Annotated in this window: 22 protein-coding genes; 12 read left to right on the top strand and 10 right to left on the bottom strand. The window is 68.8% G+C overall.

The window, feature by feature from the left end; genetic code table 11:
• Nucleotides 1-12: 12 nt before the first annotated feature.
• Nucleotides 13-324, bottom strand: coding sequence for a hypothetical protein (locus tag ATK74_RS09045; RefSeq protein WP_098460722.1), 312 nt, complete (start codon nt 322-324; stop codon nt 13-15).
• A 271-nt stretch (nt 325-595) separates the two neighbouring features.
• A complete protein-coding gene (map, locus tag ATK74_RS09040) occupies nt 596-1444 on the bottom strand; it encodes a type I methionyl aminopeptidase (RefSeq protein ID WP_211283324.1) in 849 nt (282 codons plus the stop codon).
• Nucleotides 1445-1495: 51 nt separating this feature from the next.
• Between map and ATK74_RS09035 the strand changes: the two genes are divergently transcribed.
• Both ATK74_RS09035 and ATK74_RS09030 read left to right on the top strand, forming a co-directional pair.
• Nucleotides 1496-1735 (top strand): hypothetical protein, encoded by a 240-nt coding sequence (locus tag ATK74_RS09035; protein ID WP_098460720.1) that lies wholly within the window; start codon nt 1496-1498, stop codon nt 1733-1735.
• Between the two features lie 75 nt (nt 1736-1810).
• Nucleotides 1811-3148: a glutamine synthetase family protein gene (locus ATK74_RS09030; protein ID WP_098460719.1), complete on the top strand. Its 1338-nt coding sequence runs from the start codon at nt 1811-1813 to the stop codon at nt 3146-3148.
• 217 nt (nt 3149-3365) lie between these two features.
• Here ATK74_RS09030 and ATK74_RS09025 read toward each other — a convergent pair whose 3' ends face one another.
• From ATK74_RS09025 to ATK74_RS09005, 5 genes are all read right to left on the bottom strand, one after another.
• Nucleotides 3366-4913, bottom strand: coding sequence for an efflux RND transporter periplasmic adaptor subunit (locus ATK74_RS09025; protein ID WP_169923799.1), 1548 nt, complete (start codon nt 4911-4913; stop codon nt 3366-3368).
• On the bottom strand, nt 4913-6142 hold the full coding sequence (locus tag ATK74_RS09020) for an ABC transporter permease (RefSeq protein WP_245840854.1): 1230 nt from the start codon (nt 6140-6142) through the stop codon (nt 4913-4915). The genes ATK74_RS09025 and ATK74_RS09020 overlap by 1 nt, the downstream gene beginning before the upstream one ends.
• Nucleotides 6139-6834, bottom strand: a complete 696-nt coding sequence (locus tag ATK74_RS09015; RefSeq protein WP_281255394.1) for an ABC transporter ATP-binding protein — start codon at nt 6832-6834, stop codon at nt 6139-6141. Before ATK74_RS09015 ends, ATK74_RS09020 begins: the two co-directional genes overlap by 4 nt.
• A gap of 11 nt (nt 6835-6845) precedes the next feature.
• On the bottom strand, nt 6846-8102 hold the full coding sequence (locus tag ATK74_RS09010; RefSeq protein WP_098460715.1) for an efflux RND transporter periplasmic adaptor subunit: 1257 nt from the start codon (nt 8100-8102) through the stop codon (nt 6846-6848).
• 114 nt (nt 8103-8216) lie between these two features.
• On the bottom strand, nt 8217-8606 hold the full coding sequence (locus ATK74_RS09005) for a sterol carrier family protein (RefSeq protein WP_098460714.1): 390 nt from the start codon (nt 8604-8606) through the stop codon (nt 8217-8219).
• 23 nt (nt 8607-8629) lie between these two features.
• On the opposite strand from ATK74_RS09005, the gene ATK74_RS09000 reads away from it, so the two are divergent.
• Nucleotides 8630-11590 carry a bifunctional [glutamine synthetase] adenylyltransferase/[glutamine synthetase]-adenylyl-L-tyrosine phosphorylase gene (locus ATK74_RS09000; RefSeq protein ID WP_098460713.1) on the top strand — a complete coding sequence of 987 codons (2961 nt, stop codon included), beginning with the start codon at nt 8630-8632 and terminating at the stop codon, nt 11588-11590.
• A gap of 110 nt (nt 11591-11700) precedes the next feature.
• On the opposite strand, the gene ATK74_RS08995 is transcribed toward ATK74_RS09000, so the two are convergent.
• A complete protein-coding gene (locus ATK74_RS08995) occupies nt 11701-12429 on the bottom strand; it encodes an HAD family hydrolase (protein ID WP_245840852.1) in 729 nt (242 codons plus the stop codon).
• A 63-nt stretch (nt 12430-12492) separates the two neighbouring features.
• On the opposite strand from ATK74_RS08995, the gene dprE1 reads away from it, so the two are divergent.
• The 8 genes from dprE1 (at nt 12493) to ATK74_RS08955 (ending at nt 21222) form a co-directional block, all read left to right on the top strand.
• Nucleotides 12493-13926 (top strand): decaprenylphosphoryl-beta-D-ribose oxidase, encoded by a 1434-nt coding sequence (gene dprE1, locus ATK74_RS08990; RefSeq protein ID WP_098460712.1) that lies wholly within the window; start codon nt 12493-12495, stop codon nt 13924-13926.
• A 17-nt stretch (nt 13927-13943) separates the two neighbouring features.
• Entirely contained in the window at nt 13944-14705 is a 762-nt protein-coding gene (gene dprE2 / locus ATK74_RS08985; RefSeq protein ID WP_098460711.1) for a decaprenylphospho-beta-D-erythro-pentofuranosid-2-ulose 2-reductase, read from the top strand.
• Nucleotides 14706-14720: 15 nt separating this feature from the next.
• On the top strand, nt 14721-15476 hold the full coding sequence (locus ATK74_RS08980) for a phosphotransferase (RefSeq protein WP_098460710.1): 756 nt from the start codon (nt 14721-14723) through the stop codon (nt 15474-15476).
• A gap of 141 nt (nt 15477-15617) precedes the next feature.
• The gene (locus ATK74_RS08975; RefSeq protein ID WP_098460709.1) at nt 15618-16745 is read left to right on the top strand and encodes an ABC transporter ATP-binding protein; all 1128 of its coding nucleotides are present in this window, start codon (nt 15618-15620) and stop codon (nt 16743-16745) included.
• Entirely contained in the window at nt 16742-17656 is a 915-nt protein-coding gene (locus ATK74_RS08970; RefSeq protein ID WP_211283322.1) for an ABC transporter permease, read from the top strand. Before ATK74_RS08975 ends, ATK74_RS08970 begins: the two co-directional genes overlap by 4 nt.
• On the top strand, nt 17653-18483 hold the full coding sequence (locus ATK74_RS08965) for an ABC transporter permease (protein ID WP_098460708.1): 831 nt from the start codon (nt 17653-17655) through the stop codon (nt 18481-18483). Before ATK74_RS08970 ends, ATK74_RS08965 begins: the two co-directional genes overlap by 4 nt.
• Nucleotides 18480-19604: an extracellular solute-binding protein gene (locus ATK74_RS08960; protein ID WP_098460707.1), complete on the top strand. Its 1125-nt coding sequence runs from the start codon at nt 18480-18482 to the stop codon at nt 19602-19604. The genes ATK74_RS08965 and ATK74_RS08960 overlap by 4 nt, the downstream gene beginning before the upstream one ends.
• Nucleotides 19605-19617: 13 nt before the next feature.
• Nucleotides 19618-21222 carry an amidohydrolase gene (locus tag ATK74_RS08955; RefSeq protein ID WP_098460706.1) on the top strand — a complete coding sequence of 535 codons (1605 nt, stop codon included), beginning with the start codon at nt 19618-19620 and terminating at the stop codon, nt 21220-21222.
• Between the two features lie 25 nt (nt 21223-21247).
• Here the strand turns inward: ATK74_RS08955 and ATK74_RS08950 are convergent, their stop codons facing one another.
• Nucleotides 21248-22039 carry an MBL fold metallo-hydrolase gene (locus ATK74_RS08950; protein WP_098460705.1) on the bottom strand — a complete coding sequence of 264 codons (792 nt, stop codon included), beginning with the start codon at nt 22037-22039 and terminating at the stop codon, nt 21248-21250.
• A gap of 116 nt (nt 22040-22155) precedes the next feature.
• Between ATK74_RS08950 and ATK74_RS08945 the strand changes: the two genes are divergently transcribed.
• Nucleotides 22156-23058 carry a VOC family protein gene (locus ATK74_RS08945; protein ID WP_098460704.1) on the top strand — a complete coding sequence of 301 codons (903 nt, stop codon included), beginning with the start codon at nt 22156-22158 and terminating at the stop codon, nt 23056-23058.
• Here the strand turns inward: ATK74_RS08945 and ATK74_RS08940 are convergent.
• A complete protein-coding gene (locus tag ATK74_RS08940; RefSeq protein WP_098460703.1) occupies nt 23055-23903 on the bottom strand; it encodes an aminodeoxychorismate lyase in 849 nt (282 codons plus the stop codon). The two genes, ATK74_RS08945 and ATK74_RS08940, sit on opposite strands and share 4 nt — an antisense overlap.
• Nucleotides 23904-24142 lie beyond the last annotated feature (239 nt).

Here is a 24142-nt window from a genome sequence, read left to right as displayed (position 1 = left end):
CCAGGCCAGCGCTCAGGAGCGGTGTCGGCCGCCCCAGGCGTACACCGTGTTGACGGCCACGATCCCGGCCCAGGTGAGAATCAATCCGAAGGTGCCGGACGTACCGGTCGCAATCGCGGTCAGCGGGATGCCCAGCGCCAGCGAGACGATCGCCAGCGCGAACCGGGAGCGATCCGGCTTGGACAGCTCGGTGGGGTAGGGCGGGTGCGTCGGCTGCAGCTGCGGCTGGGGCAACACCGCCGGCACTGGCGGGGTCGGCTGCGGATGCACGGCCGGCGGCTGGGCCCACAGTTCCTCGTTGGTGGGCTCGTGGTACTGGGTCATGCGCCAAGGCTAGTCGCGGTGCCCAGTGCCGGTGCGCCGGTCCCGGGAGCTACGGGCGGCGCCGATGACTGAAGCGGCCCAGCCAGGCGAACCGGAGGGGGATGGCGGGCCTGGCGGGGCCTGACCTCGATCGGATCTCAAGGGGGGAGTCCGGATCGGGCTGGTTCAACCGTAGCGTGCCGGAACCGGTTCGAGCGCCATCATTCGCCGCGCCCACCGGGGACGATCTTTGCCTAGTGCTCCACTAGGCGAACCCTGTGAATCCCGCGGATCAGGCGACGGTGAGGATCTCGGCCCCGTCCTCGGTGATCACGATGCTCTGCTCGAACTGAGCCACCCGACTGCCGTCATTGGTGACCACCGTCCAGCCGTCCGACCAGGTGTGCGAGTGGTAATCGCCGAGGGCCAGCATCGGCTCGACGGTGAAGGTCATCCCCACCTCGATCACGTCGTTGAGGTGCGGGGCGTCGTAGTGCGGAATCACCAGCCCGGAATGGAAGGACGAGTGCACACCGTGTCCGGTGTAGTCGCGGACGACGCCGTAGCCGAACCGCTTGGCGTAGGACTCGATCACGCGGCCGATCACGTTCACCTCACGCCCCGGACGAGCCGCGCGGATCCCGCGGTTCATCGCCTCCTGGGTCCGCTCGGCCAGCAGCCGGGACTCCTCGTCCAGCTCGCCGCAGCCGTAGGTGGCGCAGTTGTCGCCGTGGACGCCGTCGTAGAACGCGGTCACGTCGATTTTCACCAGATCGCCGTCCTCCAGCGGACGGGCGTCCGGGATCCCGTGGCAGATCACCTCGTTGACCGAGGTGCAGCACGACTTGGGGAAGCCCCGGTAACCCAGCGTGGACGGGTAGGCGCCCTGGGCGACGATGAAGTCGTGGACCACGGCGTCGATCTCGTCGGTGGTCACCCCGGGGGCGATGACTGCCGCACCGGCCGCCATGGCCTGGGCGGCGATCCGTCCGGCGATCCGCATCCGCTCGATGGTGTCCGCGCTCTGCACGTGGGAGCCGGTGTATCGCTCAGGTCCAGGCAGGTCCACGTAGTGCGGGCGGATGATCTCGGAGGGGACGAGACGTCGGGCAGAAACCGGGTAGGGCTTGATTGCGGTCACCCTTGGGATCATAGTTGTCGCCCGGGTCCGCGGCTTCGTCAGGGGGTGGGGATGCTATCCAGCGACTGGTATTACTGCCTCGACCACCACACCGTCGAGCCCTACGAGGGCTGCCGCAGCGCCAGCCGGCTCGGCCCGTATCGGACGATCGACGAGGCCTGGGCGGCGCTGGCCCGGGTGGCTGAGCGCAATGAGGCCTGGGATCACGACCCCCGGTTCGTCGACGACGCCGAGGCCGACGACTCGAAGCCTGATGATGAGCGTTCCGACTGGGGTCCATTCGGCGGCTGAGCAGCGCAGTTTTCTCCGGCGGGTCGTAGGCAGGTTGTAACCAGACTGAAACACATCCAGCGGCAGACTTGGGCCATGGATAAGCAGACCGAATTCGTGCTCCGCACCATGGAGGAGCGGGACGTCCGCTTCGTCCGGCTGTGGTTCACCGACGTGCTCGGCTTCCTCAAGTCCGTTGCGATCGCCCCGGCCGAACTCGAAGGTGCGTTCAGCGAGGGCATCGGCTTCGACGGCTCCGCGATCCAGGGCTTCGCCCGGGTCTACGAGTCCGACATGGTTGCGCACCCGGACCCGTCCACTTTCCAGCTGCTGCCGTGGCGCGGCTCCACTCAGGGCACCGCCCGGATGTTCTGCGACATTCGGCTGCCCGACGGCTCGCCGTCCTTCGCCGACCCGCGCTACGTGCTCAAGCGCGCGCTGAAGAAGGCCTCCGACATGGGGTTCACCTTCTACACCCACCCCGAGATCGAGTTCTACCTGTTCAAGCAGCCGGTCGTGCCCGGCCAGGTTCCGACCCCGGCCGACCAGTCCGGCTACTTCGACCACACCACCACCAGCCCGGGCGCCGACTTCCGCCGGCAGGCGATCACTCTGCTGGAGCAGATGGGCATCTCGGTGGAGTTCAGCCACCATGAGGGCGGCCCCGGCCAGCAGGAGATCGACCTGCGTTACGCGGACGCCCTGACCATGGCCGACAACATCATGACCTTCCGGGTGGTGATCAAGGAGGTCGCGGTGATGCAGAACATGTTCGCGTCCTTCATGCCCAAGCCGTTGTCCGACCAGCCCGGGTCCGGCATGCACACCCACGTCTCGCTGTTCGAGGGCGACACCAACGCTTTCTACGACGCCAGCGCCGAGTACCACCTGTCCAAGACCGGACGCCAGTTCATCGCCGGTCTGCTCAAGCACGCCGGTGAGATCAGCCTGGTCACCAACCCCTGGGTGAACTCCTACAAGCGGCTGGTGGCCGGGGCCGAGGCGCCCAGCTACATCTGCTGGGGCCAGAACAACCGCTCGGCGCTGGTCCGGGTGCCGATGTACAAGCCGAACAAGGGTGCCTCAGCCCGGATCGAGCTGCGTTCGATCGATTCGGCCGCCAACCCCTACCTGGCCTACGCCATGGTGCTCTCGGCGGGTCTGGCCGGCATCGAGAACGAGTACGAGCTGCCCGAAGGCGCAGAGGACGACGTCTGGTCGCTCACCGATCGGCAGCGCAAGGCACTGGGCATCGACCCGCTGCCGCGCAGCCTGGGCAACGCCATCGACCTGATGGAGAGCTCCCAGCTGGTCGCCGACACGCTCGGTGAGCACGTGTTCGAGTTCTTCCTTCGCAACAAGAAGGCCGAGTACGAGGACTACCGCAGCCAGGTCACGGAGTGGGAGCTTGAGCACAACCTGCCTGCGCTGTAGGCACTCTGAGCGCTGATCCAGATCTCCGCGCACACAATTCTCCGCGGATTGGTTCCAGATCCTTGGTCTAGGGGCCAAGATGGTACTTAACACCGGGGCCGGTCCGGATCTAGGCCCGGTCGGAAGTCATCTGCGGGGGGCGGGTGACAACCAGAAAGAGCCGGTGGGTGAGCCCGTCGAGGTCACAGGGGTGCATCTCGACGGGCTTGCCGCGTCTCTACCGTCCGGTTGTCGTGGCGCTCGGCTGAGCCGATGGAACCGACGTCCCCGAACCTGACTGGCCACCGCCCGTTGTGGCGGCCGTGCCCGACGTCGAGGTGGTCGTGGTCCGGCGCCGATTGGTCTGGTTCGCCGGGATCTCAGCGGTGTTGTCGGCCAGGACCACCATGCTGCCAGCTTCCAGCCCGGAGCTGATCTCCACCCAGCCGCCGCCGACCGCCCCGGTGCTGACCTGGGTGGTCTTCGCGGTCGGCGCCGCGGCGCTGGTCACCACCTGCACGGTGGCCGCCCCAGTGCCGGTCGGAGTGACCGCAGAGGCCGGTACCCGCACCACGCCGGTCACGGCCTTCACCGGGATCGTCACCCCGGCCTTGGAGCCGCTGGGCAGCCGGCCGGTCGGGTCTTCAATCAGGGCGGTCGTGGTGTAGGTGGCGGTGTCGCCACTGGTGCCGCTGGTGGCCAGCGCGGCGATCGCGGTGATCTTGCCGCTGAGTGTCGTGGTCGAGCCGGCCGGAGCCACCGTGACACTCTGTCCGACCTTGACCAGTTGCCGGGTCTTCACGGGCAGTTCGAAGGTGAGCTCGGCATTGCCACTGCCGACGATCGTGATCGATCCCGACGATCCGCTGGCACCCACGGTCAGCCCCACCGTCCCCACGGTCCCTGAGATGGGGGCGACCAGGGTGGCCTTGGCGCGGTTCGCCTTCGCCGTGCTGAGGTTCTGCTCGGCCTGCAGCAGAGCAGCCTGGGCCTTGGCCACCGCCGACTTGCTGACCTTGGTGCTCGAGGTGGTTTTCTTCGGTGTCGAGCCACCGTGCGCGGTGAGCTTCGCGATCAGACCTTGCAGGTTCGCATTGGCTGCCGTCACCTCGGCCCGGGCGTTCGCACAGGCGGTCAGGTCGGCATCGCTGATCTCCGCCGGGGTCACCGTGCTCAGCGGGCTGGCCGTGGCGCTCGGGCTGGCCGAGGCGGACGGCTCGGCGCCGGCCTGGCTGTTGGCCCCGGACGGGCTCACCGAGGTCGGCCCGGCCCCGCCGCCCAGCGAGGCCAGGATCGCGTCGCAGCGGGCGGCTTCGTCCATGACGGCCCGGTTCACCCGCGAGGTCGCCGCGGTTAGCACGGCCGGATTGACGACCAGGCCGGTCGTTCCGCCCGAGCCGCCGGAACTCGCGGTCGATGTGGGGTGCTTGGCCGCGTAGAGGCTGGCTTCGGCCTGGGCCACGGCCGTCGAGGCGTTCAGCACGGCCAGCTGCAGGTCGGACGTGTTCAGCACGGCCAGGGTGTCTCCGGCCTTGACGGTGTCGCCCACCGCGACCGCGATCGACTCGACCGTCCCGGACACGGAGAACGAGGCTTTCGCGGTGTTCTTCCTGGTGACCGCACCGGTGGCGGTGTAGGTCTGGGTGACGTCCCCGGTCCCGGCCTCGGCCGTCACGTAGCGCAGGCTGGTGGCGGCCGAGGCCTGGCTCAGGTAGATCCCGCCGGCGACCACCACGGCCAGACCGACCCCGATGCCGAGGATCGCCTTGATCCGTCCGAGCTTCATCATTCGCTCCTCAGTGCGTCGATCGGGGCGAGTCGAGCCGCCCGCGAGGCCGGGTAGACCCCGGCGATGAGACCGATGCCCAGCGACACGGCCAGGGCGATCAGGGTTGCCGGGACGGAGATGAGCACCGAGATGCCCAGCAGCGGGGTGAGGATCGCGGCGCCGGCGAAGCCCAGGCCCACCCCGATCAGGCCGCCGAAGACGCCGAGAATGCCGGCTTCGACCAGGAACTGGCGGCGGATCACGCCCGGGGTGGCACCCAGCGCCTTGCGCAGGCCGATCTCGCGGACCCGCTCGCTGACCGAGACCAGCATGATGTTCATCACACCGATGCCGCCGACCAGCAGTGAGATGGCCGCGATGCCGCCGAGCAGCAGGGTGAGGATTCCGGTCACCGAGGCGGCCGTCTCGACCAGGGACGCCTGGGTGGTCACGGTGAAGTCGGCGCTGTCCGAGGTCACCTGGTGTGTAGCCAGGAGCGCTGTCTTCACCTGCTGGTAGGCCGCCGACAGGCTGTCGGTGTCCCGGCCGGAGAGATAGATCGAGGAGACCGCGCTGGCATTGCTCGAGGTGGACAGCCCGGCCGCGAAGGTGCTGATCGGAACCAGCACGGTGTCGTCCTGATTCGACGTGCCCGACGTCCCTTCGGCCTTCAGCACTCCGATGATGGTGAACGCGTTTCCGTTGATGCTGACTGTCTGGCCCACCGGCGAGCCGGTGCTGAACAGTTCACTGGCGGTGGACGAGCCGAGCACGGCCACCTTGGCCGAGGAGTCGACCTCCGCCTGAGTGAAGAACCGTCCGGAGTCCACGGTGCGCGCCCGGACGTCCAGCCACTGCGGGACGGTGCCGACCACGGTCGAGGTCCAGGTGGTCTCGCTCGACTGCAGCGATCCGCTGGTCGATGAGGTGGGGGCCACGGCCACCACGTCCGGGGCAACCGCGGCATCGGCGAGCATGGCAGCGTCCTGCATGGTCAGTGTCGACACCGTGCTGCCGCCGCCGCGGAAGCCGCCTGAGGAGGACTGGCTCGGGGTGACCACGATCAGGTTCGAGCCGAGCGCGTTGATCTGGCTGGTGATCTGCTGCTGAGCGCCTTGGCCCAGTCCAACGGTGAGCATCACCGCGGCGATGCCGATCAGGATGCCCAGCATGGTCAGCGCCGAGCGCATCCGTCGGGCATTCAGCGCCGAGAAGGCGGTGCGGACGGTTTCCGACCAGCCCATCATCGTCCGACTCCTGCCGTGGCGATCGGGGCGGCCTCGCGCAGCAGCCCGTCGTAGATGTGCACCAGATGCTTGGCCTGCTGGCCGACGTCGGCCTCGTGGGTGATCACCACGATCGTCCGTCCGGCCTCGTTGAGTTCACCGAACAAGTCCAGGATCTCCCGAGTCGAGTGTGAGTCGAGAGCGCCGGTGGGCTCGTCGGCCAGGATCAGCGCCGGGTCGGTGACCAGGGCTCGGGCCACCGAGACCCGCTGCTGCTGGCCGCCGGACAGCTCCCCGGGGCGGTGCTGGACGCGCTGAGCCAGGCCCACCTTGTCCAGTGCGGCCATGGCCCGCTCCCTGCGCTCGGCGGCCGGGACGCCGGCGTAGACCAGCGGCAACTCGACATTGCGCAGGGCGGTCAGGCTGGCCAGCAGGTTGAACTGCTGGAAGACGAAGCCGATCTTGCGGTTGCGGATCTCGGCCAGCTGCTTCTCGCTCATCTTGCTCACGTCGGTGCCGTCGAGCAGATAACTGCCCGCCGTCGGGACGTCCAAGCAGCCGATGATGTGCATCAGGGTGGACTTGCCCGAGCCGGACGGCCCCATGATTGCCAGGTACTCACCGTTGTCGATCTCGAGGTCGATGCCACGCAGCGCTTCGACCTCGACCACCCCGGTGGAGTAGGTCTTGCGGACTCCGGTCATGCTCAGCATGCTCATCGGGGTCACCGACCCGTGGTTCGGCCGCCGGAGACCCCGGGCGGTGCTCCGCCGCCCGGCCCGCCGCCTTCCAGCCCGCCGCCGAGTCCGCCGCCACCGAAGCCGAAGCCGCCCTCGTTGGACGAGCTGCTGGCGGTCGCACTGCGGGTGAAGCTGATCCGAACGGTGTCGCCCTCGCTGAGGCCCTTGGTGATCTGGGTGGCGCTGCCGAACACCTTGCCGACCTCGACCTCGACGGTGCTGGTCTGGCTGTTGTTGACCTTGGTGACCACGGTCTTATCGCCCTCGGAGCGGATCGCTGCGGTGGGCACGGTCAGCACGTCCGGGTAGCTGCCCACGGTGATCACCGCGGTGGCCGTGGTGCCGGAGTAGAGGTTGGTGTGGTTGCCGGTGAGGTTGATCTCCACCGGGAAGGTGGCGGTGCCGTTGTCGCTGGTGGAGGTCGCCACGATGCCCACCGAGGCCACCGTGCCGCTCAGCGCATCGCTGGATGCGTCGGTGGTGACTGCGACCTTCTGGCCGGCCTTCACGTTGGCCAGATCGGCGGCCCCGATGCTGCCCTCGACCTTCCAGCTCGCGGTCTGGATGATCACGAAGGCCGCCGTGGTCGTCGAACTCGAGCTCGACCCGGACGCGCCGGAGGTGGCCGAGCCGCCTGTGCTGCTGCCCACCGTGTCGCCGACCTCGACGTTGACGCTGGCCACCGTCCCGGTGATCGGCGAGCGCAGCACGGCGGCCTTCAGATCGTCCTCGGCGTTGGTGAGGGCGGCCTGGGCGGAGGTCACCTGCGCGGTGGCGGACTTCTTCGCCGCGCTGCTGCCCTTGTTGTCGTAGATCTCGGTCCGGTTCGCCTTCGCCGAGGCCAGGTTCGCTTCGGCCAGGTCCACCGCGTTCTGGAGGCTGGAGTCGTCGACGCCGGCCAGCTTCTGGCCCTTGGTCACCTTGTCGCCGGCCTTCACCTTCACCGTGGTGACGGTGCCGGCCACCGAGAAGTTCACGTCCGACTGTTTGCGGGGGCTCAGGGTGCCTTCGAGGCTGACGGTCTGGGTCTGATCGCCCTTGGTCACCTGGACGTCACGGGTGAACGTCCGGGTGGCGGAGGTGCTGGCCGGTCGCAGCAGGAAGTAGGTGCCGACCCCGACTCCGCTCAGGACGACGATCGCGGCCAACCCGACCACGAGCCAGGTGCGCCACGTTCTTCGGCGGGGCTTCTTCACTTCGCTTGCGCGGTCGGTCGGGAAGCCGGACGGGTCGGTGGTCATAGCGCGCGATTCTCCTCATGGGTGGACACCACGAGCCTGAACCTATGGAGCCCACCTGTGGCTGCTGCTGCGGCTACCTGTGCTTCAGCTGTGCGCGCCGGAAAGACGGGTCGGTCAATGGGCGGAAACGAGCTCCGGGAGCGGCCACAGCCCGTCCAGATCGGAGTGCACGCCCGAGGCAGTGACCAGATGGTCGGCCAGTGCATCGGCCCAGCCCAACGTGCCACCGGCTAGCCGGAGCAGCGTGATTGCATCGGTCTGCACGACGTTCGGGGGAGTGCCTCTGGTGTGTCGGCCACGCTCGCCGATCCCGAGCTGAACGGCGGCGACTGGAGGCACCCGCACTTCGACGCTGCCACCGGGATAGCGGGCACCGAGCAGCGCGCAGGTGGTCCGGGCCGCCCGGGCCAGGTCGGACGGGCTGAGGTCGGTCGTCCCGGTGGCCAACTCGGCGCACATCTCTCGCAGTTGCTGCACATCGGCTGGTGAGACGCGTTTGGGCACGTCCAGACGCTAGCATCGCCACCGTGACCCGCATCGAGAGCCAGTCCGTTCGGCTGGCGCGGCTCGGCTTCGCGGACGCCGTCCGGGCGGCCGAGTTGGTCGAGAGCTGGGCCTCGGCCGGCACCGCCGAGCAGATCGATGCGGCGCTGGCGGCGCTCACCACGGTGCCCGACCCAGATCTGGCGCTGACCGGCTTCCACCAGCTGACCGAGGTGCGGCCCGGGCTGCTGGCCGAGAGCTCGGCCGATCCGCAGCTGCTCAAGCGACTTGCCGCGGTGCTCGGCTCCTCGGTGGCTCTGAATCAGCACCTAGTGGCCCACCCCGACGATCTTCAGCTACTTCGCGGTCCGCTCGAGCGGCGAAGTGCAGCGAGCTGGCGGGAGGAACTGCTCGGTGTGGTGGGTGCGGACCCGTCCGCTGTTGAGCCGGTGGCTGAGGCCGACCGATCCGATGACTTGCGCCGCGGCTACCACCGCGCCGTGCTGCGCATCGCCGCTCGCGACCTGACCTCGGACGACCTGCTGGCGGTGCTTTCGGAGATCGCGGCCGAGTTGGCCGACCTGGCCGATGCGACCGTCGAGACCGCCCTGGCCCTGGCCCGTGGTGAAGTGCCCGACTGGGAGCTGTGCCGGCTGGGGATCATCGCACTGGGCAAGACCGGGGCCGGCGAACTCAACTACGTCAGCGACGTGGACGTCCTCTACATCGCCGAGCCTCGGCTGGACAGCAATGGCGAACCGGTCTGCGATCCGGCCAAGGCCATGGCCGTGGCCACCCGGCTGGCCAGCGCACTGACCAGAGTCTGCTCGGCGCACACCGCGGCCGGCACCATCTGGCAGATCGATGCGGCGCTGCGCCCCGAAGGCAAAGCCGGGCCGTTGGTCCGGACCCTGACCTCGCATCGGGCCTACTACGAGAAGTGGGCCAAGAACTGGGAGTTCCAGGCGATGCTCAAGGCCCGTCCGATGGCCGGCGACCGGGAGCTGGCGCAGAGCTTCGTCGACATGGTCTGGCCGATGGTCTGGCGGGTGGCCGACAACGATCAGTTCGTCGGCGAGGTACAGGCCATGCGCAGGCGGGTGATCTCGCTGCTCCCGGCCCGCGAGGCGAACCACGAGATCAAGCTCGGTGCCGGCGGGCTGCGTGATGTCGAGTTCAGCGTGCAGCTGCTGCAACTCGTCCACGGTCGGGCGGACGAGCGGCTGCGGCTGCGCGGCACCTTCGAGGCGCTCGACGCTCTGGTCGAGCACGGCTACGTCGGACGTGCGGACGGCGCCGACCTCGGCACCGCCTATCGCCTGCAGCGGCTCCTGGAGCATCGGATCCAGCTCTACCGGCTGCGCCGCACCCATCTGATGCCCGAAGACCAGGTGAGCCAGCGCTGGCTGGCCCGCAGCATCGGGCTGGCCCAGACCAACGAGTTGATGCACCTGTGGCGGGCCACGACCCGGCGGGTGCTCAGCCTGCAGCAGCGCCTGTTCTACTCACCACTGCTGGAGGCCGTGGCTCGAATCCCGTCGGCGGAGGTGCGGCTCACCTCCAGCGAGGCCGAGACCCGACTGCGCGCGCTCGGCTATGGCGACCCCACGGCAGCGCTGCGGCACATCGAGGCGCTCAGCTCCGGGCTCAGCCGGCAGGCCGAGATCCAGCGCCAGCTGCTACCGGCCATGCTCACCTGGTTCACCGCCGGACCGAACCCCGACCACGGCCTGCTGGCCTTCCGGAAGGTCTCCGAGGAACTCGGCGGGACGCCGTGGTACCTGCGAACGCTGCGTGACGGCGATGCCATGGCCGAGCATCTGGCCCGGATCCTGGCCTCGTCCCGGTATGCCGTCGACCTGCTGCTGCGAGCTCCGCAGAATGCCGCGCTGCTCGGCGACGCGGAGGGGCTGCGGCCACGTCCGGGCGCGGAGATCTTGGCCGGGATGCGGTCGGCCGCGCGGCGCCACGAAGCTCCCGACGCGGCCGTGGCTGCGATCCGCGCTGCTCGGCGCAGCGAGTTGCTGCGGCTGGCCATGGCCGACCTGATCGGCGAGTTGGACGTGCCGACGCTGGGCCGGGCCCTGTCGGACGTGATGGCCGCCACGATCGACGCCGCCCTGGAAGTCGCCACTCGCGGCGTGAAGGTGCCCCCGATCGCGGTGATCGCCATGGGCCGCTGGGGTGGCCGGGAGATCTCCTACGCCTCCGACGCCGACGCCATGTTCGCGCTGGCCGACTCCGACGATCCGGACGCCACTGGCGCAGCCGTCACCGTGATCAGTCGACTGCGGGCTCTGTTGGCCCAGCCCGGGCCGGATCCGGCGCTCAGCATCGACATCGACCTGCGGCCCGAAGGCAAGCGTGGCGCCATGGTGCGCAGCCTCACCTCGTACCGCGCCTACTACGGGCGCTGGTCGGCAACCTGGGAGGCGCAGGCGCTCTTGCGAGCCGCTCCCGGTGCCGGTGACGCCGAGCTGGCCGCAACCCTGCTGGAGGCGGTGGCCGGCGTCCGCTACCCGGCCGAGGGGCTGACCCGCGCCCAGGTGCATGAGATCCGCAAGCTGAAGGCTCGGATGGAGGTCGAGCGGATCCCGCGCGGCTCCGACCCGTCCCGGAACACGAAACTGGGGCCGGGTGGCCTCAGCGATGTCGAGTGGGTGGTCCAGCTGCTGCAGCTGCAGCACGCCGCCCAGCTGCCCAGGCTGCAAACCACCAGCACCTTGGACGCTCTGGCCGTGGCGGCCGAGGCGGGTCTGGTGGAGGCCGCGGACGCCGAGGCGCTGGAGGCGGCCTGGCTACTGGCCAGCCGGATCCGCAACGCCATGATGCTGCTGCGCGGGCGTCCCGGAGACACGTTGCCCTCCGATGTCCGGGAGCTCTCCGCCGTGGCCCAGATGCTCGGCTACGCCAAGGGCGAGTCGTCGCTCCTAGTCGAGGAACACCGTCGGCGGGCCCGGTTGGCTCGGCAGGTGATGGACCGGCTGTTCTGGGAGCCGGCCTAGGCCGACGTGATTCGCCGGATCGATGGGCCTGATCGGCGCTGAAGGCCGGTTCTCACTGATCGAGGCGGCGATTCGGTGCACGGTCGAGGTCGGCGAACTCCGTAGGTGACTCAGTCGAGCAGTTCAGCCAGGTCGGACACGACCAAATCGGCCCCGGCCGCCAGCAGCAGGTCCGGTCCGGCTCCGCGATCGACCCCGATCACCAGGCCGAAGCCGCCCGCCTTGCCGGCACGCACTCCGGACACAGCGTCCTCGATCACCGCGGCTCGCTGGACGGGGACGCCCAGTCGGGCCGCAGCCCGGACGAAGGTATCCGGTGCCGGCTTGCCGGGCAGACCCTCGGCGGCGGCCACGGCACCGTCGATGATCACCGGGAAGCGACTCAGCAGGCCCGCCGCCCGCAGCACCTCAGTGGCGTTCGCCGAGGACGAGACCACGGCCACCTGAATCCCGAGGTCGGCCAACTCGTCCAGCAGGGCGGCCGAGCCGGGGTAGGGCTGGACGCCCCCGGAAGCCAGCACGGCGGCGAAGGCCTGGTTCTTCCGGTTGCCCAGCCCGCACACGGTGTCCACCTCGGGGCTGTCGGACGGGACGCCATCAGGCAACGCGAGGCTGCGGGAAGCCAGCAGGGCGCGCACTCCGTCGTAGCGCGGCTTGCCGTCGATGAAGGCGAAGTAGTCCGCGCTCGTGTACGGCTGGGACGGGCAGTGCTCGGCCAGATAGCCGCCCAGCACCTGGGCCCAGGCATGCTGGTGCACCTCGGCGGTCGGGGTAAGTACACCGTCAAGATCGAAGAGCGCCGCATCGAAGTTCGACAGCAGAGTTCGGGCTGGGATCACCGGTCGATGGTAGTGCCGCAGTGAGGTGATTCGGGCACTGTGTGGGCCGGTAGTCTTGACCTGATGAGTACTAGCACAGCCCCTGATCTGCCGACGGCAACCACACGCCTCACCGGCTGGGGCCGGACTGCGGCTAGCACCTCGCAGCTGCTTCGCACCCCAGACGTTGAGCTGATCGCGAAGGCAGTGGCGCAGGTCGCCGATGCCAATGCCGACTCCCCGTCCCACCTGCGCCGCGGGATCATCGCCCGCGGGCTGGGCCGCTCCTACGGCGATGTGGCGCAGAACGCCGGCGGGATCGTGGTCGATATGACCGCCCTGAACACCATCCACTCCATCGACGCCGCCGCGGCGACCGTCGATGTCGACGCCGGAGTCAGCCTGGACGCACTGATGCGGGCCGCGCTGCCGTACGGGCTGTGGGTCCCGGTGCTGCCGGGGACGCGCCAGGTCACCATCGGTGGCGCCATCGGCTGCGACGTCCACGGCAAGAACCACCACAGCGCCGGCTCCTTCGGTGATCACGTGGCTTCGATGCAGCTGCTGGTGGCCGACGGACGAGTGCTCACCATCACCCCGGAGGGCAGCCCGGACGACCCGGACGCCTCGATCTTCTGGGCCACCGTGGGCGGGGTCGGCCTGACCGGCATCATCCTGCGGGTGGTGCTGAACATGACCCGCACCGAGACCGCCTACTTCCTGGCCGACGGCGTGGTCACCCACACCCTCGACGAGACCATCGCCGTCCATTCCGACGGCACCGAGGCCAACTACGACTACTCCAGCGCCTGGTTCGACGCGATCAGCCCGGCTCCCAAGCTGGGCCGGGCGGCGCTGTCCCGCGGCTCGCTGGCCACCCTCGACCAGCTGCGTGAGCACGCCCCGAAGCTGGCCGCCGATCCGCTGGCGTTCAACGCCAAGCCGTTCTTCGACCTGCCCGACGTGTTCCCCAACGGGCTGGCCAACAAGCTCACCTTTGGGGTGCTGGGCAACCTCTGGTACGCCAAGAGCGGCAACTACACCAACAAGATCCAGTCGCTAACCGGCTTCTATCACCCGCTGGACATGTTCGGTGAGTGGAACCGCGCCTACGGCTCGCACGGCTTCCTGCAGTACCAGTTCGTGGTGCCGCCGACCGCCGTCATCGAGTTCAAGCAGCTGATCGCCGACATCCAGGCCTCGGGCCACTACTCCTTCCTGAACGTCTTCAAGCTGTTCGGCGAGGGCAACCGGGCCCCGCTGAGCTACCCGATGGCCGGCTGGAACGTCTGCGTCGACTTCCCGATCAAGGCCGGCCTGCACGAGTTCCTGCACGGCCTGGACGCCCGGATCCTGTCTTTCGGTGGACGGCTGTACACCGCCAAGGACTCCCGGACCAGCGCCGCCACCTTCCACGCGATGTACCCCGAGCTCGACTCCTGGATCGCCACTCGGCGCCGGGTCGACCCGAACGGGGTCTTCGTGTCCGATCTGGCCCGCCGGCTGGAACTCGTCTGAGCCATAGGAGAACTGAAGTGATCGACGCCACCGGCAACCCGCAAACCATCCTCCTGCTCGGCGGGACCTCCGAGATCGGCCTGGCCATCGTCAAGGAGTACCTGGCCAAGCAGCCGGTCGCCGTGATCCTGGGTGTGCAGCCCGGGGACGAGCTGGCTCAGGCCACCGCCGACAGCCTCACTGCGTCCGGCGCCAGCCAGGTGCACACCCTCGACTTCGACGCCGAAGCCTTCGACACCCATCCCGGGGTGATCGACGCCGCCTGGGCCATCGCGGACGTGGACGTGGCCATCGTGGCGTTCGGCATCCTCGGTGATGCCGAACAGCTGTGGCAGGACCAGGCCAAGGTCGTCCAGGCCGCCAACATCAACTACACCGGTGCGGTCAGCGTGGGCGTCCTGCTCGGCCAGAAGATGAAGGCGCAGGGCTACGGCCAGATCATCGCCATGAGTTCGGTGGCCGGTGAGAAGGTGCGTCGCTCCAACTTCGTCTACGGCTCCACCAAGGCCGGTCTGGACGGCTTCTACCGGCTGCTGGGCGACGCGCTGGCGCCGTTCGGGCCGAAGGTGCTGGTGGTCCGTCCCGGACAGGTCCGCACCCGGATGTCGGCCCACGTGAAGGATGCCCCGCTCACCGTGGAGAAGGAACAGCTGGCCGTCCAGGTCGTCGATGCCGCCCGCAAGGGCCAGCGGCTGATCTGGGTGCCCGCCCAGTTCCGGCTGGTGATGATGGTGCTCAAGCACATCCCCGGCCCGATCTTCCGGCTGCTCCCGCTGTAGCTCCCAATGGAACCGATGCCGCGGCGGCTGGCCGTGCCGGGCGAGGTTCCGGACAATCCCCATCTGCACCTGGACGATGTCCTGGTGCCGCCGCTGGTAGCTGAGTTGGCCGCCGGGCGCAGCGTCCTCCCGGTCTGGCGCAATGAGATCGGTGGGGTCACCTTCGCCATCGCGGACGGCGCCGAGTACGTCAAGATCGGCCCGGCGCACCGCGAGTTCGTCCCCGACGCCGAGGCGCAGCGGCTGGCCTGGCTGGCCGGCTACGTCCGGGTGCCGCGGGTGCTCGGCCTCGGCGCCGAACCTGACGGCACAGTGTGGCTGCACACCGCCGGGCTGCCCGGGACGTCCGCCGTGCTGGGGGAGTGGCTGACCCGGCCGGATCAGGTCGTCCCCGAACTCGGCCGGGCGCTGCGGGCCTTCCACGACGCGCTGCCGGTGGCCGAATGTCCGTGGACGTGGTCGCTCGCTGATCGGTCGGTCGGCCGGACGAGTGCGGCCGAACTCGGGCCGACGCCGGTCGAAGACCTGGTCGTCTGCCACGGCGATGCCTGCAATCCCAACTTCATCCTGGACGATCAGGGGCGCAGCCTCGGCTATGTCGACCTCGGTCAGTGCGGGGTGGCCGACCGCTGGGCCGACCTGGCGCCGGCGTTGCTCAGCCTGGGCTGGAACTACGGCCCGGGCTGGGAAGCGGCCTTCCTGGGCGGGTATGGCATCGACCTCGACCGGGCCAAGCTCGGCTTCTACACCCGGTTGTGGGAGGCCGAGTAGCCGTCGGCTTGTGAAGGTTCGGTTACCTGAGGTTACGAAGCATCGACGGCCACGAAATCCGTCCTGTTGGTCCCGGTTGGCCTCGTATTTTGCTGTCAAGTCGCTTGCAGACAGCGAATACGTGCGCCGAAGGGTTCAGGCATGCCGAATGCTCCAGTGATCGGAACCAGTCGTCCGGCCGAGGTTGTGGCCCGTGAGAACGGGCTGACCATCGGCAACGCTCGCAAGACCTTCGCCACTCCGGAAGGTGGCGTGGTCAAAGCCCTGGACGGGGTCAGCCTGCAGATCAGGGACGGCGAGTTCTTCGTCATGCTCGGTCCCTCGGGTTGCGGCAAGACCACTCTGTTGCGGGCCATCGCCGGGCTGGAGATCCTCGACTCCGGCGAGATCTACCTGGGCCGCGACCGGATCGACTCGCTGCCGGCCTACTCGCGCCCGGTGAACACGGTCTTCCAGTCCTACGCGCTGTTCCCGCACCTGACGGTGGCCGACAACATCGCCTTCGGACTGCAGATGGAGCGAGTGCCCAAAGCCGAGATCGCCACCCGGGTGGCCGAGATGATGGCGCTGGTCCGGCTGGACGGCCTCGGCGGACGGCTGCCGTCCCAGCTGTCCGGCGGCCAGCAGCAGCGGGTGGCCCTGGCCCGGGCGCTGGCCAAGCGGCCCCGGGTGCTGCTGCTGGACGAACCGCTGGCCGCTCTCGACCTGAAGCTGCGCCGCGGCATGCAGGACGAGCTGCGCCGGCTGCAGCGCACCACCGGGGTCACCTTCGTGTTCGTCACCCACGACCAGGAGGAAGCACTCTCCCTGGGCGATCGGATCGCCGTGTTCTCCAACGGCATTCCGGTCCAGGTCGGCACGGCCGAGGAGATCTATGAGCGTCCGGTGAACCGCTTCGTGGCCGACTTCATCGGCGAGTCGAACTTCCTGACCGTCCCGCTGAATGACGAGGGCGAGTTCCGGGTGGCTGACGGCCCCTGGCTGGAGCTGCCGGAACCGGTGTTCGCCGGGCCGGACGGAACGCTGACCGTGGCGGTCCGGCCCGAGCGGCTGGTGTTGGACGGCAGCGCCCCCGAACTTGTGCGCGGGCGCCTCAGCGAGGTGGTCTACATGGGAACCGACCTGCACGTACGGGTGGCTTTGTCCGACGGGACTTCGCTGGCCGTCCGGGTGTCACCGCCGTTCGAGCAGTTGTCGCTCACTCCTGGCGCCGACGTCGTCGTGGGTGCCAGCCCGTCCCACCTGCGGCCGCTGGCGGTGGAGCTGTGAGCAAGCCCGCCCGTCCACCGGCCCGGGTGCCCGGGCGATTGCCCTGGTTCGCCACCTTGCCGGCACTGGTGATCGGGGCACTGTTCACCCTGGGCCCGCTCGTGGTGATCATCGCCTTCTCGTTCATGACCAGGCCGGCCCAAGGCGGAGGGGTGGTCTACACGTTCACCACCGATGCCTACCGCACCTTCTTGTTCACCAAGTCCTTCAACGGAGACCTGGTCTTCAACTCGGCCTACCTGGAGGTGTTCTGGCGGTCGCTGGTGCAGGCGTCGATCTCGACGGTGATCTGCTTCGTGCTGGCCTTTCCGCTGGCCTTGTGGATTGCCACGCGAAGCCCTCGAGCGCAGAACCTGCTGGTGTTGGCCGTCACGATCCCGTTCTGGACCAATCTGCTGGTGCGCACCTACGCCTGGATCCTGCTGCTGGCCAAGGACGGTGTGATCAACCAGACCAGCAAGGCCCTCGGACTCGGCGCCCACGAGCTTCTCTACACCGATCTGGCCTCGCAGCTCGGCCTGATCTACACCTTCTTGCCGTTCATGGTTCTGCCGCTGTACTCCTCGCTGTCCGGCTTCGACTTCCGGTTGGCGGAAGCCGGCTATGACCTGGGTGCGCGCAAGCGGACGGTGCTGCGCCGGATCATCCTGCCGATGGCCAAGCCCGGCATCATCTCCGGCTCGCTGCTGGTCTTCATGCCGGCGCTCGGATCGTACGTCCAGCCGGTCCTGCTCGGCGGCGGCAAGGTGCTGCTGATCGGCAACCTGATCGCCTCCCAGTTCGGCGACTCGCGCAACTGGCCCTTCGGGGCCGCCCTTTCGGTGATCATCCTGGCGCTGCTCGGGCTCTGCCTGCTTGCGGTGGGGCTGTGGGCCAGGCGGAGTGGAACGAAGGTGAGCCTTTCCCTATGAGCGAACTGATCACGGCCGGACGCAAGCGCGTCCCGCGAGCTCTGGACAGCCGGTCCTTCCCCGGCGTCGGCCCGGTGGCGATCGCCGCCTTGGTCTTTCTCTACCTGCCGATGCTGGTGACGACCATCTACGCATTCAACTCCGGCGACCAGGCCCTGGTCTGGGAGGGCTTCTCCACCCACTGGTTCGGCTACGTGCTGACCAACCACACCATGATCGACACGGCCGTCACCTCGGTTCAGCTCGCCGCCGCGGCCACCCTCACCGCTGTGGTCATGGCCTTGGCCTTCGCCCTCGCCGTGGACGGGCTGCGCCGGCGCGGCTCGGCGCTGGCCAATGCGCTCATGGCCGCTCCGCTGGTCATCCCCGAGGTAGTCCTGGCGGTTGCCACGCTGGCCTTCATCCGGATGATCGGACTGCAGCCCGGCTTCCTCTCGCTCTACCTGGCCCACACCACGTTCTGCATCCCGTTCGCGCTGATGCCGATCCGGTCCCGGCTGGACGGGATCGGCCGGGAGGTCTTCGAGGCCGGCGCCGACCTGGGCGCCACCGCCGTGCCGATGCTCTGGCGAATCACCTTGCCCCTGCTGGTGCCGGGGCTGGTCTCCGGCGCCTTGCTGAGCTTCGTCATCTCGATGGACGACTTCATCATCTCCAGCTTCCTTTCCTCGGCCGGATCGACGACCTTGCCGGTCTACCTCTACGGCCTGATCCGTCGCGGCCCCACACCGGCCATCAATGTGGTCGCCCTGCTCCTGCTCGCCCTCGCCGTCGTCGTCACCTCCTTCACCTACCTGGCCCCGAAGAAGAAAAGGTCCGAATCATGATGAGAACCAGCAAGCGGCTCGCCTCGGCGTGCCTGCTCACCGCAGCTTCGCTCGCGCTCACCGCCTGTGGCGGCGGAGTGAGCGACGCCCCGTCCACCGCTGCCGCACCGGCCGCGTCCGTGTCGTCCAGTGCGCCGGCATTCACTCCCGCCACCAGCGGCGAGATGACCCTGTACACGTGGAGCGACTACTTCCCCGAGTCCTTGGCCAAGAAGTTCACCGCCGACACCGGGATCAAGCTGACGGTCGACTACTACGACTCCAACGAGACCCTGGAAGCCAAGCTGCGTGCCTCGAACGGTGCCGGCTACGACGTGGTGGTTCCCAGCGACTACATGGTGCAGACCCTGGTCGCGGCGAACCTGCTCAAGGAGGTCGACGCGGCCAGCCTGCCCAACGGCAAGAACATCGAAGCCAGCTTCCTCGACCCCTACTTCGATCCAGGTCGCAAGTACTCGGTGCCCTACCTGTACGGCACTACCGGCTACATGTACGACACCGCCAAGACCAGCAAGGAGCTGACCAGCTGGGCCGACTACTTCAATGCGCCGGCCGAGCTGGGCAAGGTGGGCACCATGAGTGACCAGACCGAAGTGGTCGGGGCCGCTCTGCGTGCGGTTGGCGGGGTGACCTGTTCCACCGACGCCGCCCAGCTCCAGGCCGCCCAGGACCTGCTCAAGAAGTTCAAGTCGAAGGTGTCCACCATCAACTCCGACGGCGTGATGGACCGGATGGTCAGCGGCGAGGAGTCGATCGCCATGATGTGGAATGGCGCGTCGATGCGGGCCCGAGCGAAGAAGCCCTCGCTGAAGTACGTCTACCCCAAGGAGGGAATGGCCTTGTGGCAGGACAACTTCACGGTTCCGGCCGGGGCTAAGAATGTGCCGCAGGCGCTCACCTTCCTGAACTGGATGATGGATCCGGTCAACTCTGCAGCTGCCGCCAACTTCCAGCGCTACGGCTCGGGGATCTCCGGGGTCAACGACTTGCTGGACGCCGACATGAAGAGTGCCCCCGAGATCGTGATCCCGGACGGCTACACCGGAGCGAAGCCGGTCGAGCCGTGCACCAATGAGCAGCTGACCAACTACACCCAGATCTGGGAATCGTTCAAGGGCTGAGGAGCTGCCACGAATGACGAATGACCTGCTGTTCATCGGTGGTCAGGTCTGGCTGGGTCCGGACCGGCGCGATACCGCACTCGCGGTGTCCGCCGGCCGGATCACGGCCCTTGGCGCGGAGGCGGAAGCCGCCGGGGCCACGACCGTGATCGACTTGGCCGGCGGCCTACTGCTGCCTGCCTTCAGCGACGGCCACTGCCACCCCACTCAGGCCGGCCTGGAGATGTTCGGGCCGGCGATCGCCGGTCTGGGCTCGGTCGAGGCCATCCTGACCGAAGTCGCACGCTATGCCGCCGATCATCCGGAACTGGAGTGGATCGTCGGGGGAACCTATGACCCGGCCCTGGTGCCCGGCGGTTCCTTCCATGCCTCCTGGCTGGACGAGATCGTCCCCGATCGTCCCGTGCTGCTGCACGCCACCGATCACCACACCGTGTGGTGCAACTCGGCGGCGCTGCGCCTGGCTGGAGTGGACGCCGACACCCCCGACCCGGACACCGGGATGATCGACCGGTTCGAGGACGGCACCCCGGTCGGCACCCTGCGCGAACCACCGGCCTACAGCCTGGTCGAGCAGTACGCGCCAGAACCGTCCCTCGAGGCGAAGGCCGAGGCGCTGAAGCTCGCCTGCCAGGCGCAAGCGGCGGTCGGACTGACCTGGATGCAGGACGCGTGGGTGGAGGAGGGCGGACACCTGCCCTACCTGGCACTGCTCAAGCGTGGCGAGCTCTCGGTCCGCTCCGACCTCGGTTGGCTGCTGGTGCCCGATCGCTGGCGTGACCAGCTGCCGGTGATCCTCGCGCAGCGGGCAGAGGTGGAGGCGGCCGGTGCCCCCGAGTTGTTGACGGGGGTCGCGGTGAAGTTCTTCGCCGACGGGGTGATCGAGTCCGGAACCGCCGAGATGCTCGAGCCCTACGACGACTCCCACCACCATGGGATGCCCGTGTGGCAGCCGGACGAGCTGGCCGCGGCGGTCGCCGCGATTGACGCGCTGGGCTTCCAGATCCACATCCACGCGATCGGTGACGCGGCCGTCCGGCACTCCCTGGACGCCATCCAGCAAGCAGTCGACACCAATCCGGCGTGGGATCGGCGTCCGGTGATCACCCACGTCCAGATCGCCGAGGCTGCCGACCTCGAACGGTTCGTCGACCTCAACGTCACTGCCGCCATGCAGACCTACTGGGCTCAGCGGGATCCGCTGATGGAGCTGCTCACCGCGCCTCGGCTGGGCCCGGAGCGGACCGATCGGCAGTACCAGGTCGGCACCATGGCCAAACTCGGCGTGCGGATGTCGATCGCCAGCGATTGGCCGGTGTCGACGAACTCACCGGTCGAAGCCATCACTGTGGCTGCCACCCGGCAGACCCACGAGGGGCTGCCCGAGGGCGGCTGGGTGCCCGAGGAGCGGTTGCCGCTGGAGCAGGGCCTGCTGGCCGCGACGGCCGGAGGCGCCTATCAGGGCTTCACCGAGGGCTTCCGGGGACGCCTGGAGGTCGGGCTGGCCGCCGACCTGGTCTGGCTGGACCGGGACATCACCGTGGGGGCGCCGCTGCGCGCTCGGGAGGCCGCCGTCCTGGGCACCTGGCTGGACGGAGTGCCGACCTACCAGGCCTAGCCGGCCTGCGGCTTCGGCTGCCGGCTCACAGGACGATCAGGGTGCCGTCCGGCAGAGCCTCGGCTCCGGACAACGCCAGCTGATCACGCAGTTGGCCCAGCGGCGGGTTGTCGTGACCCAGATGGATCGCGACAACCCGGCTGCTGGCGTCGACGATGCCGCGAGAGCGTAGCTCGGAGATCGTCTCGGCGAAGCTGTGCAGGTGGTGATGCTGCTCGCTGCGGTCGGTCACGTAGCCGAAGGTCTCTTCGAGCAGCACCAGGTCGGCTCGGCAGCCGATCAGCGAGTCGAGGGTGGCGGCCGAGAGCCGTCCGGTGTCGGTCAGGTAGAGCAGCGCCGATGAGCCGTCGCTGATCCAGTAGCACAGCGCCTCGCCGAACGCGTGGTGGTTGGCCGCCAGGGCCCGCACCTGGTAGCCGGCCAGCTCTACCTGGTCGCCGGCGGTTAGTGGCCGCATCCGTACGGCCCGTTGGGCGGGATCCAGCCACTTGCTGGTGATGTTGATCACCGGCTCCGGGCCGGCGACCTCCAGCGGTGCCGAGCTCACCCACGACCGGTGCATCAGCAGGGACGGGTCCAGGTGGTCGTCGTGGGCGTGGCCGGCCAGGATCGCCTTCAGACCGGTGAGGTCTCGGCCGTAGCGGGTCACCTGACGGGGCGCCTCGGGTCCGGGATCGATCAGCAGTCGCCCGTCCACCAGTACCGAGGTAGGGGTGCGCAGTTCGCCGCGCAGGCGGTAGTCCGTGCAGGTCTCGCAACGGCAGAACACGTTGGGGATGCCGTCAGCGGCGCCGGTGCCCAACAGCAGCACTTCCATTCCAGCCTCCTGGGTTCGGGTCTCAGGCTAGCCGCCCGTCCGCCACGCCTCGCGGGGGCGTCCGTGGGGAATGCCTTGAGCTGGCAGAATGTTGAATGATCAACAAAGGGAGACCGATGACCACCACACTGTCTGCGGACACTCGACCCAGCCGCGTCGCGATCGACGTCGCCGACCTGGACGCGATGAGCGACTTCTACTCCCGGGTGCTGCTGCTCGATCGCCTCGACGAGCGCGGCGGCCAGGTGTGGCTCGGCCGCGGCGCGGAGACGCTGGTCGAGCTGCGGCACCGTCCGGATCTGCCGAGGGGAGAGCGGCGCAGCGCGGGGTTGTTCCACACCGCGCTGCTGCAGCCCGATCAGTCCAGCCTGGCCACGGTCTTGGCGTCGGTCTCCCAGCAGACCCCCGAGCTGTTCACCGGCAGCGCCGACCACCTGGTCTCGCAGGCCTTCTACCTCGACGATCCCGAAGGCAACGGGGTGGAGCTCTATGTGGACCGCCCGCGCGAGGAGTGGTCCTGGCAGGACGGACGAGTCCAGATGGACACCATCTGGCTGGACCCGTCGGTCTTCCTGGCCGAGCATCTGCGCGCCCAGGACAAGGTGTTCCTGGAGACCGCTCCGGATCGTCGGGGATCGCTGCCGGCGCGCACTGTCGTCGGACACGTCCATCTGAAGGTCGGCAACACCGCTCAGGCCAAGGACTTCTACGTCGACACCCTCGGCTTCGAGGTCACTGCGGAGATGTTCGGGGCGCTGTTCGTCTCGGCCGGCGGCTATCACCACCACCTGGCGATGAACACCTGGCAGAGCTCGGGGGTCGGACTGCGCGCCCCGGCGCTCGGCCTGGGCCGGGTCGATCTGGCAGTGCCGGCGGCTGAGGAGGTAGAGCAGGTCGCTCAGCGACTCGACCGGCGCGGCCTGGCCGTACGCCGGGACGCAGACGCCAACGGACCCAGCCTCGAAGTGCCCGACCCGTGGGGCAACCTGGTCCGAGTGACGGTGGCCGGCCGAGCCTAGAAGCCGGCTGCGGCGGCCAGTCGGGCGGTGACGGCCGGATCGTGGGGGAGCGCGACGCCGTCGAGTTCGAGCACCGGCAGGACGCCGCGGACTGCGGAGACCACCCACAGCCCTTGGCTGGTCGGCAGGTCCTCCGCGCGGAACAGCGCCCGGCTCACGCCCACTCCGCCGGCTGCAGCCTCATCCAGGATCGCGTCGATGGTCACCGACGGGAGTATTCCGGTGCCCTCGGTCGGGGTGGCCCACAGCTGGTCGTCGGCAGCCACCAGCAGGCCCGTGGTCGGGCCCTCGAGCAGGAAGCCGTCGGAGGAGACGAAGATCACCTCGTCCACCCCGCGCCGGGAGGCCTCCCGCTTTGCGGCCACGTTCACCGCATACGACAAGGTCTTCACTCCGCCGAGCAGCCACGGTGCGTCCACGAAGGCGTCGCTGGCGTAGCCGCGGTTCAGCGTGATGGCTCGGACGCCTCGGCGGGCAGCGGAGGCGTCCGAGGCCGCTGTGATGGTGAGGAGCTCGGTGAGTCCGGCGCCGGAGCGCTCCGGCCCACGGGTGCGCAACAGCTTGAGCACGGCCTCGCCCGGGACTTCCCAGGCCGCCAGCGCCTCGGCGATCAGCGCCCGCCAGGCGTCCAGGTCGGGTGCGGGCAGCTCCAGGAGTGCCGATGAACGGGCGAACCTGGCCAGATGGCGTTCCAGGTGATCGACCCGCTTGCCCTCGGCGCCGACCACCAGCCGGGCCGCGTCGAAGCAGCCGTCACCCCTGGTGAAGCCCAGATCGTCGGCGATCAGCAGCGGAGTATCGGCCGCCACGACGCCTCGCCCGAGCACGGCCACCAACTGTTCCATGTGTGCACCTCCGCGGCTCACCCTATTGCCGGGCTGCCGCTCCGCCCGGCAGCGGCCACGTTCAGGCTTCGCGGGGCGTCCATGGTTCCGCGGGTCATCGGCGCGGCTTGCGCGTGGGCGGGACGCCACCGAAGTCGGCGAAACTCGCCCTGCTTCAGCGGCGCCTCGCTGACCACGGGATGTCTGGTCGATAGCCTTGTGAGGTGGTGTTTCGCAGTGTCGCGGAGCCGGGACGGAGG

It is taken from the genome of Propionicimonas paludicola (assembly GCF_002563675.1).
GTDB lineage: Bacteria > Actinomycetota > Actinomycetes > Propionibacteriales > Propionibacteriaceae > Propionicimonas > Propionicimonas paludicola.
Note: the sequence above shows the minus strand (reverse complement) of the source record. Positions and strands in the feature narration are given on the sequence as shown.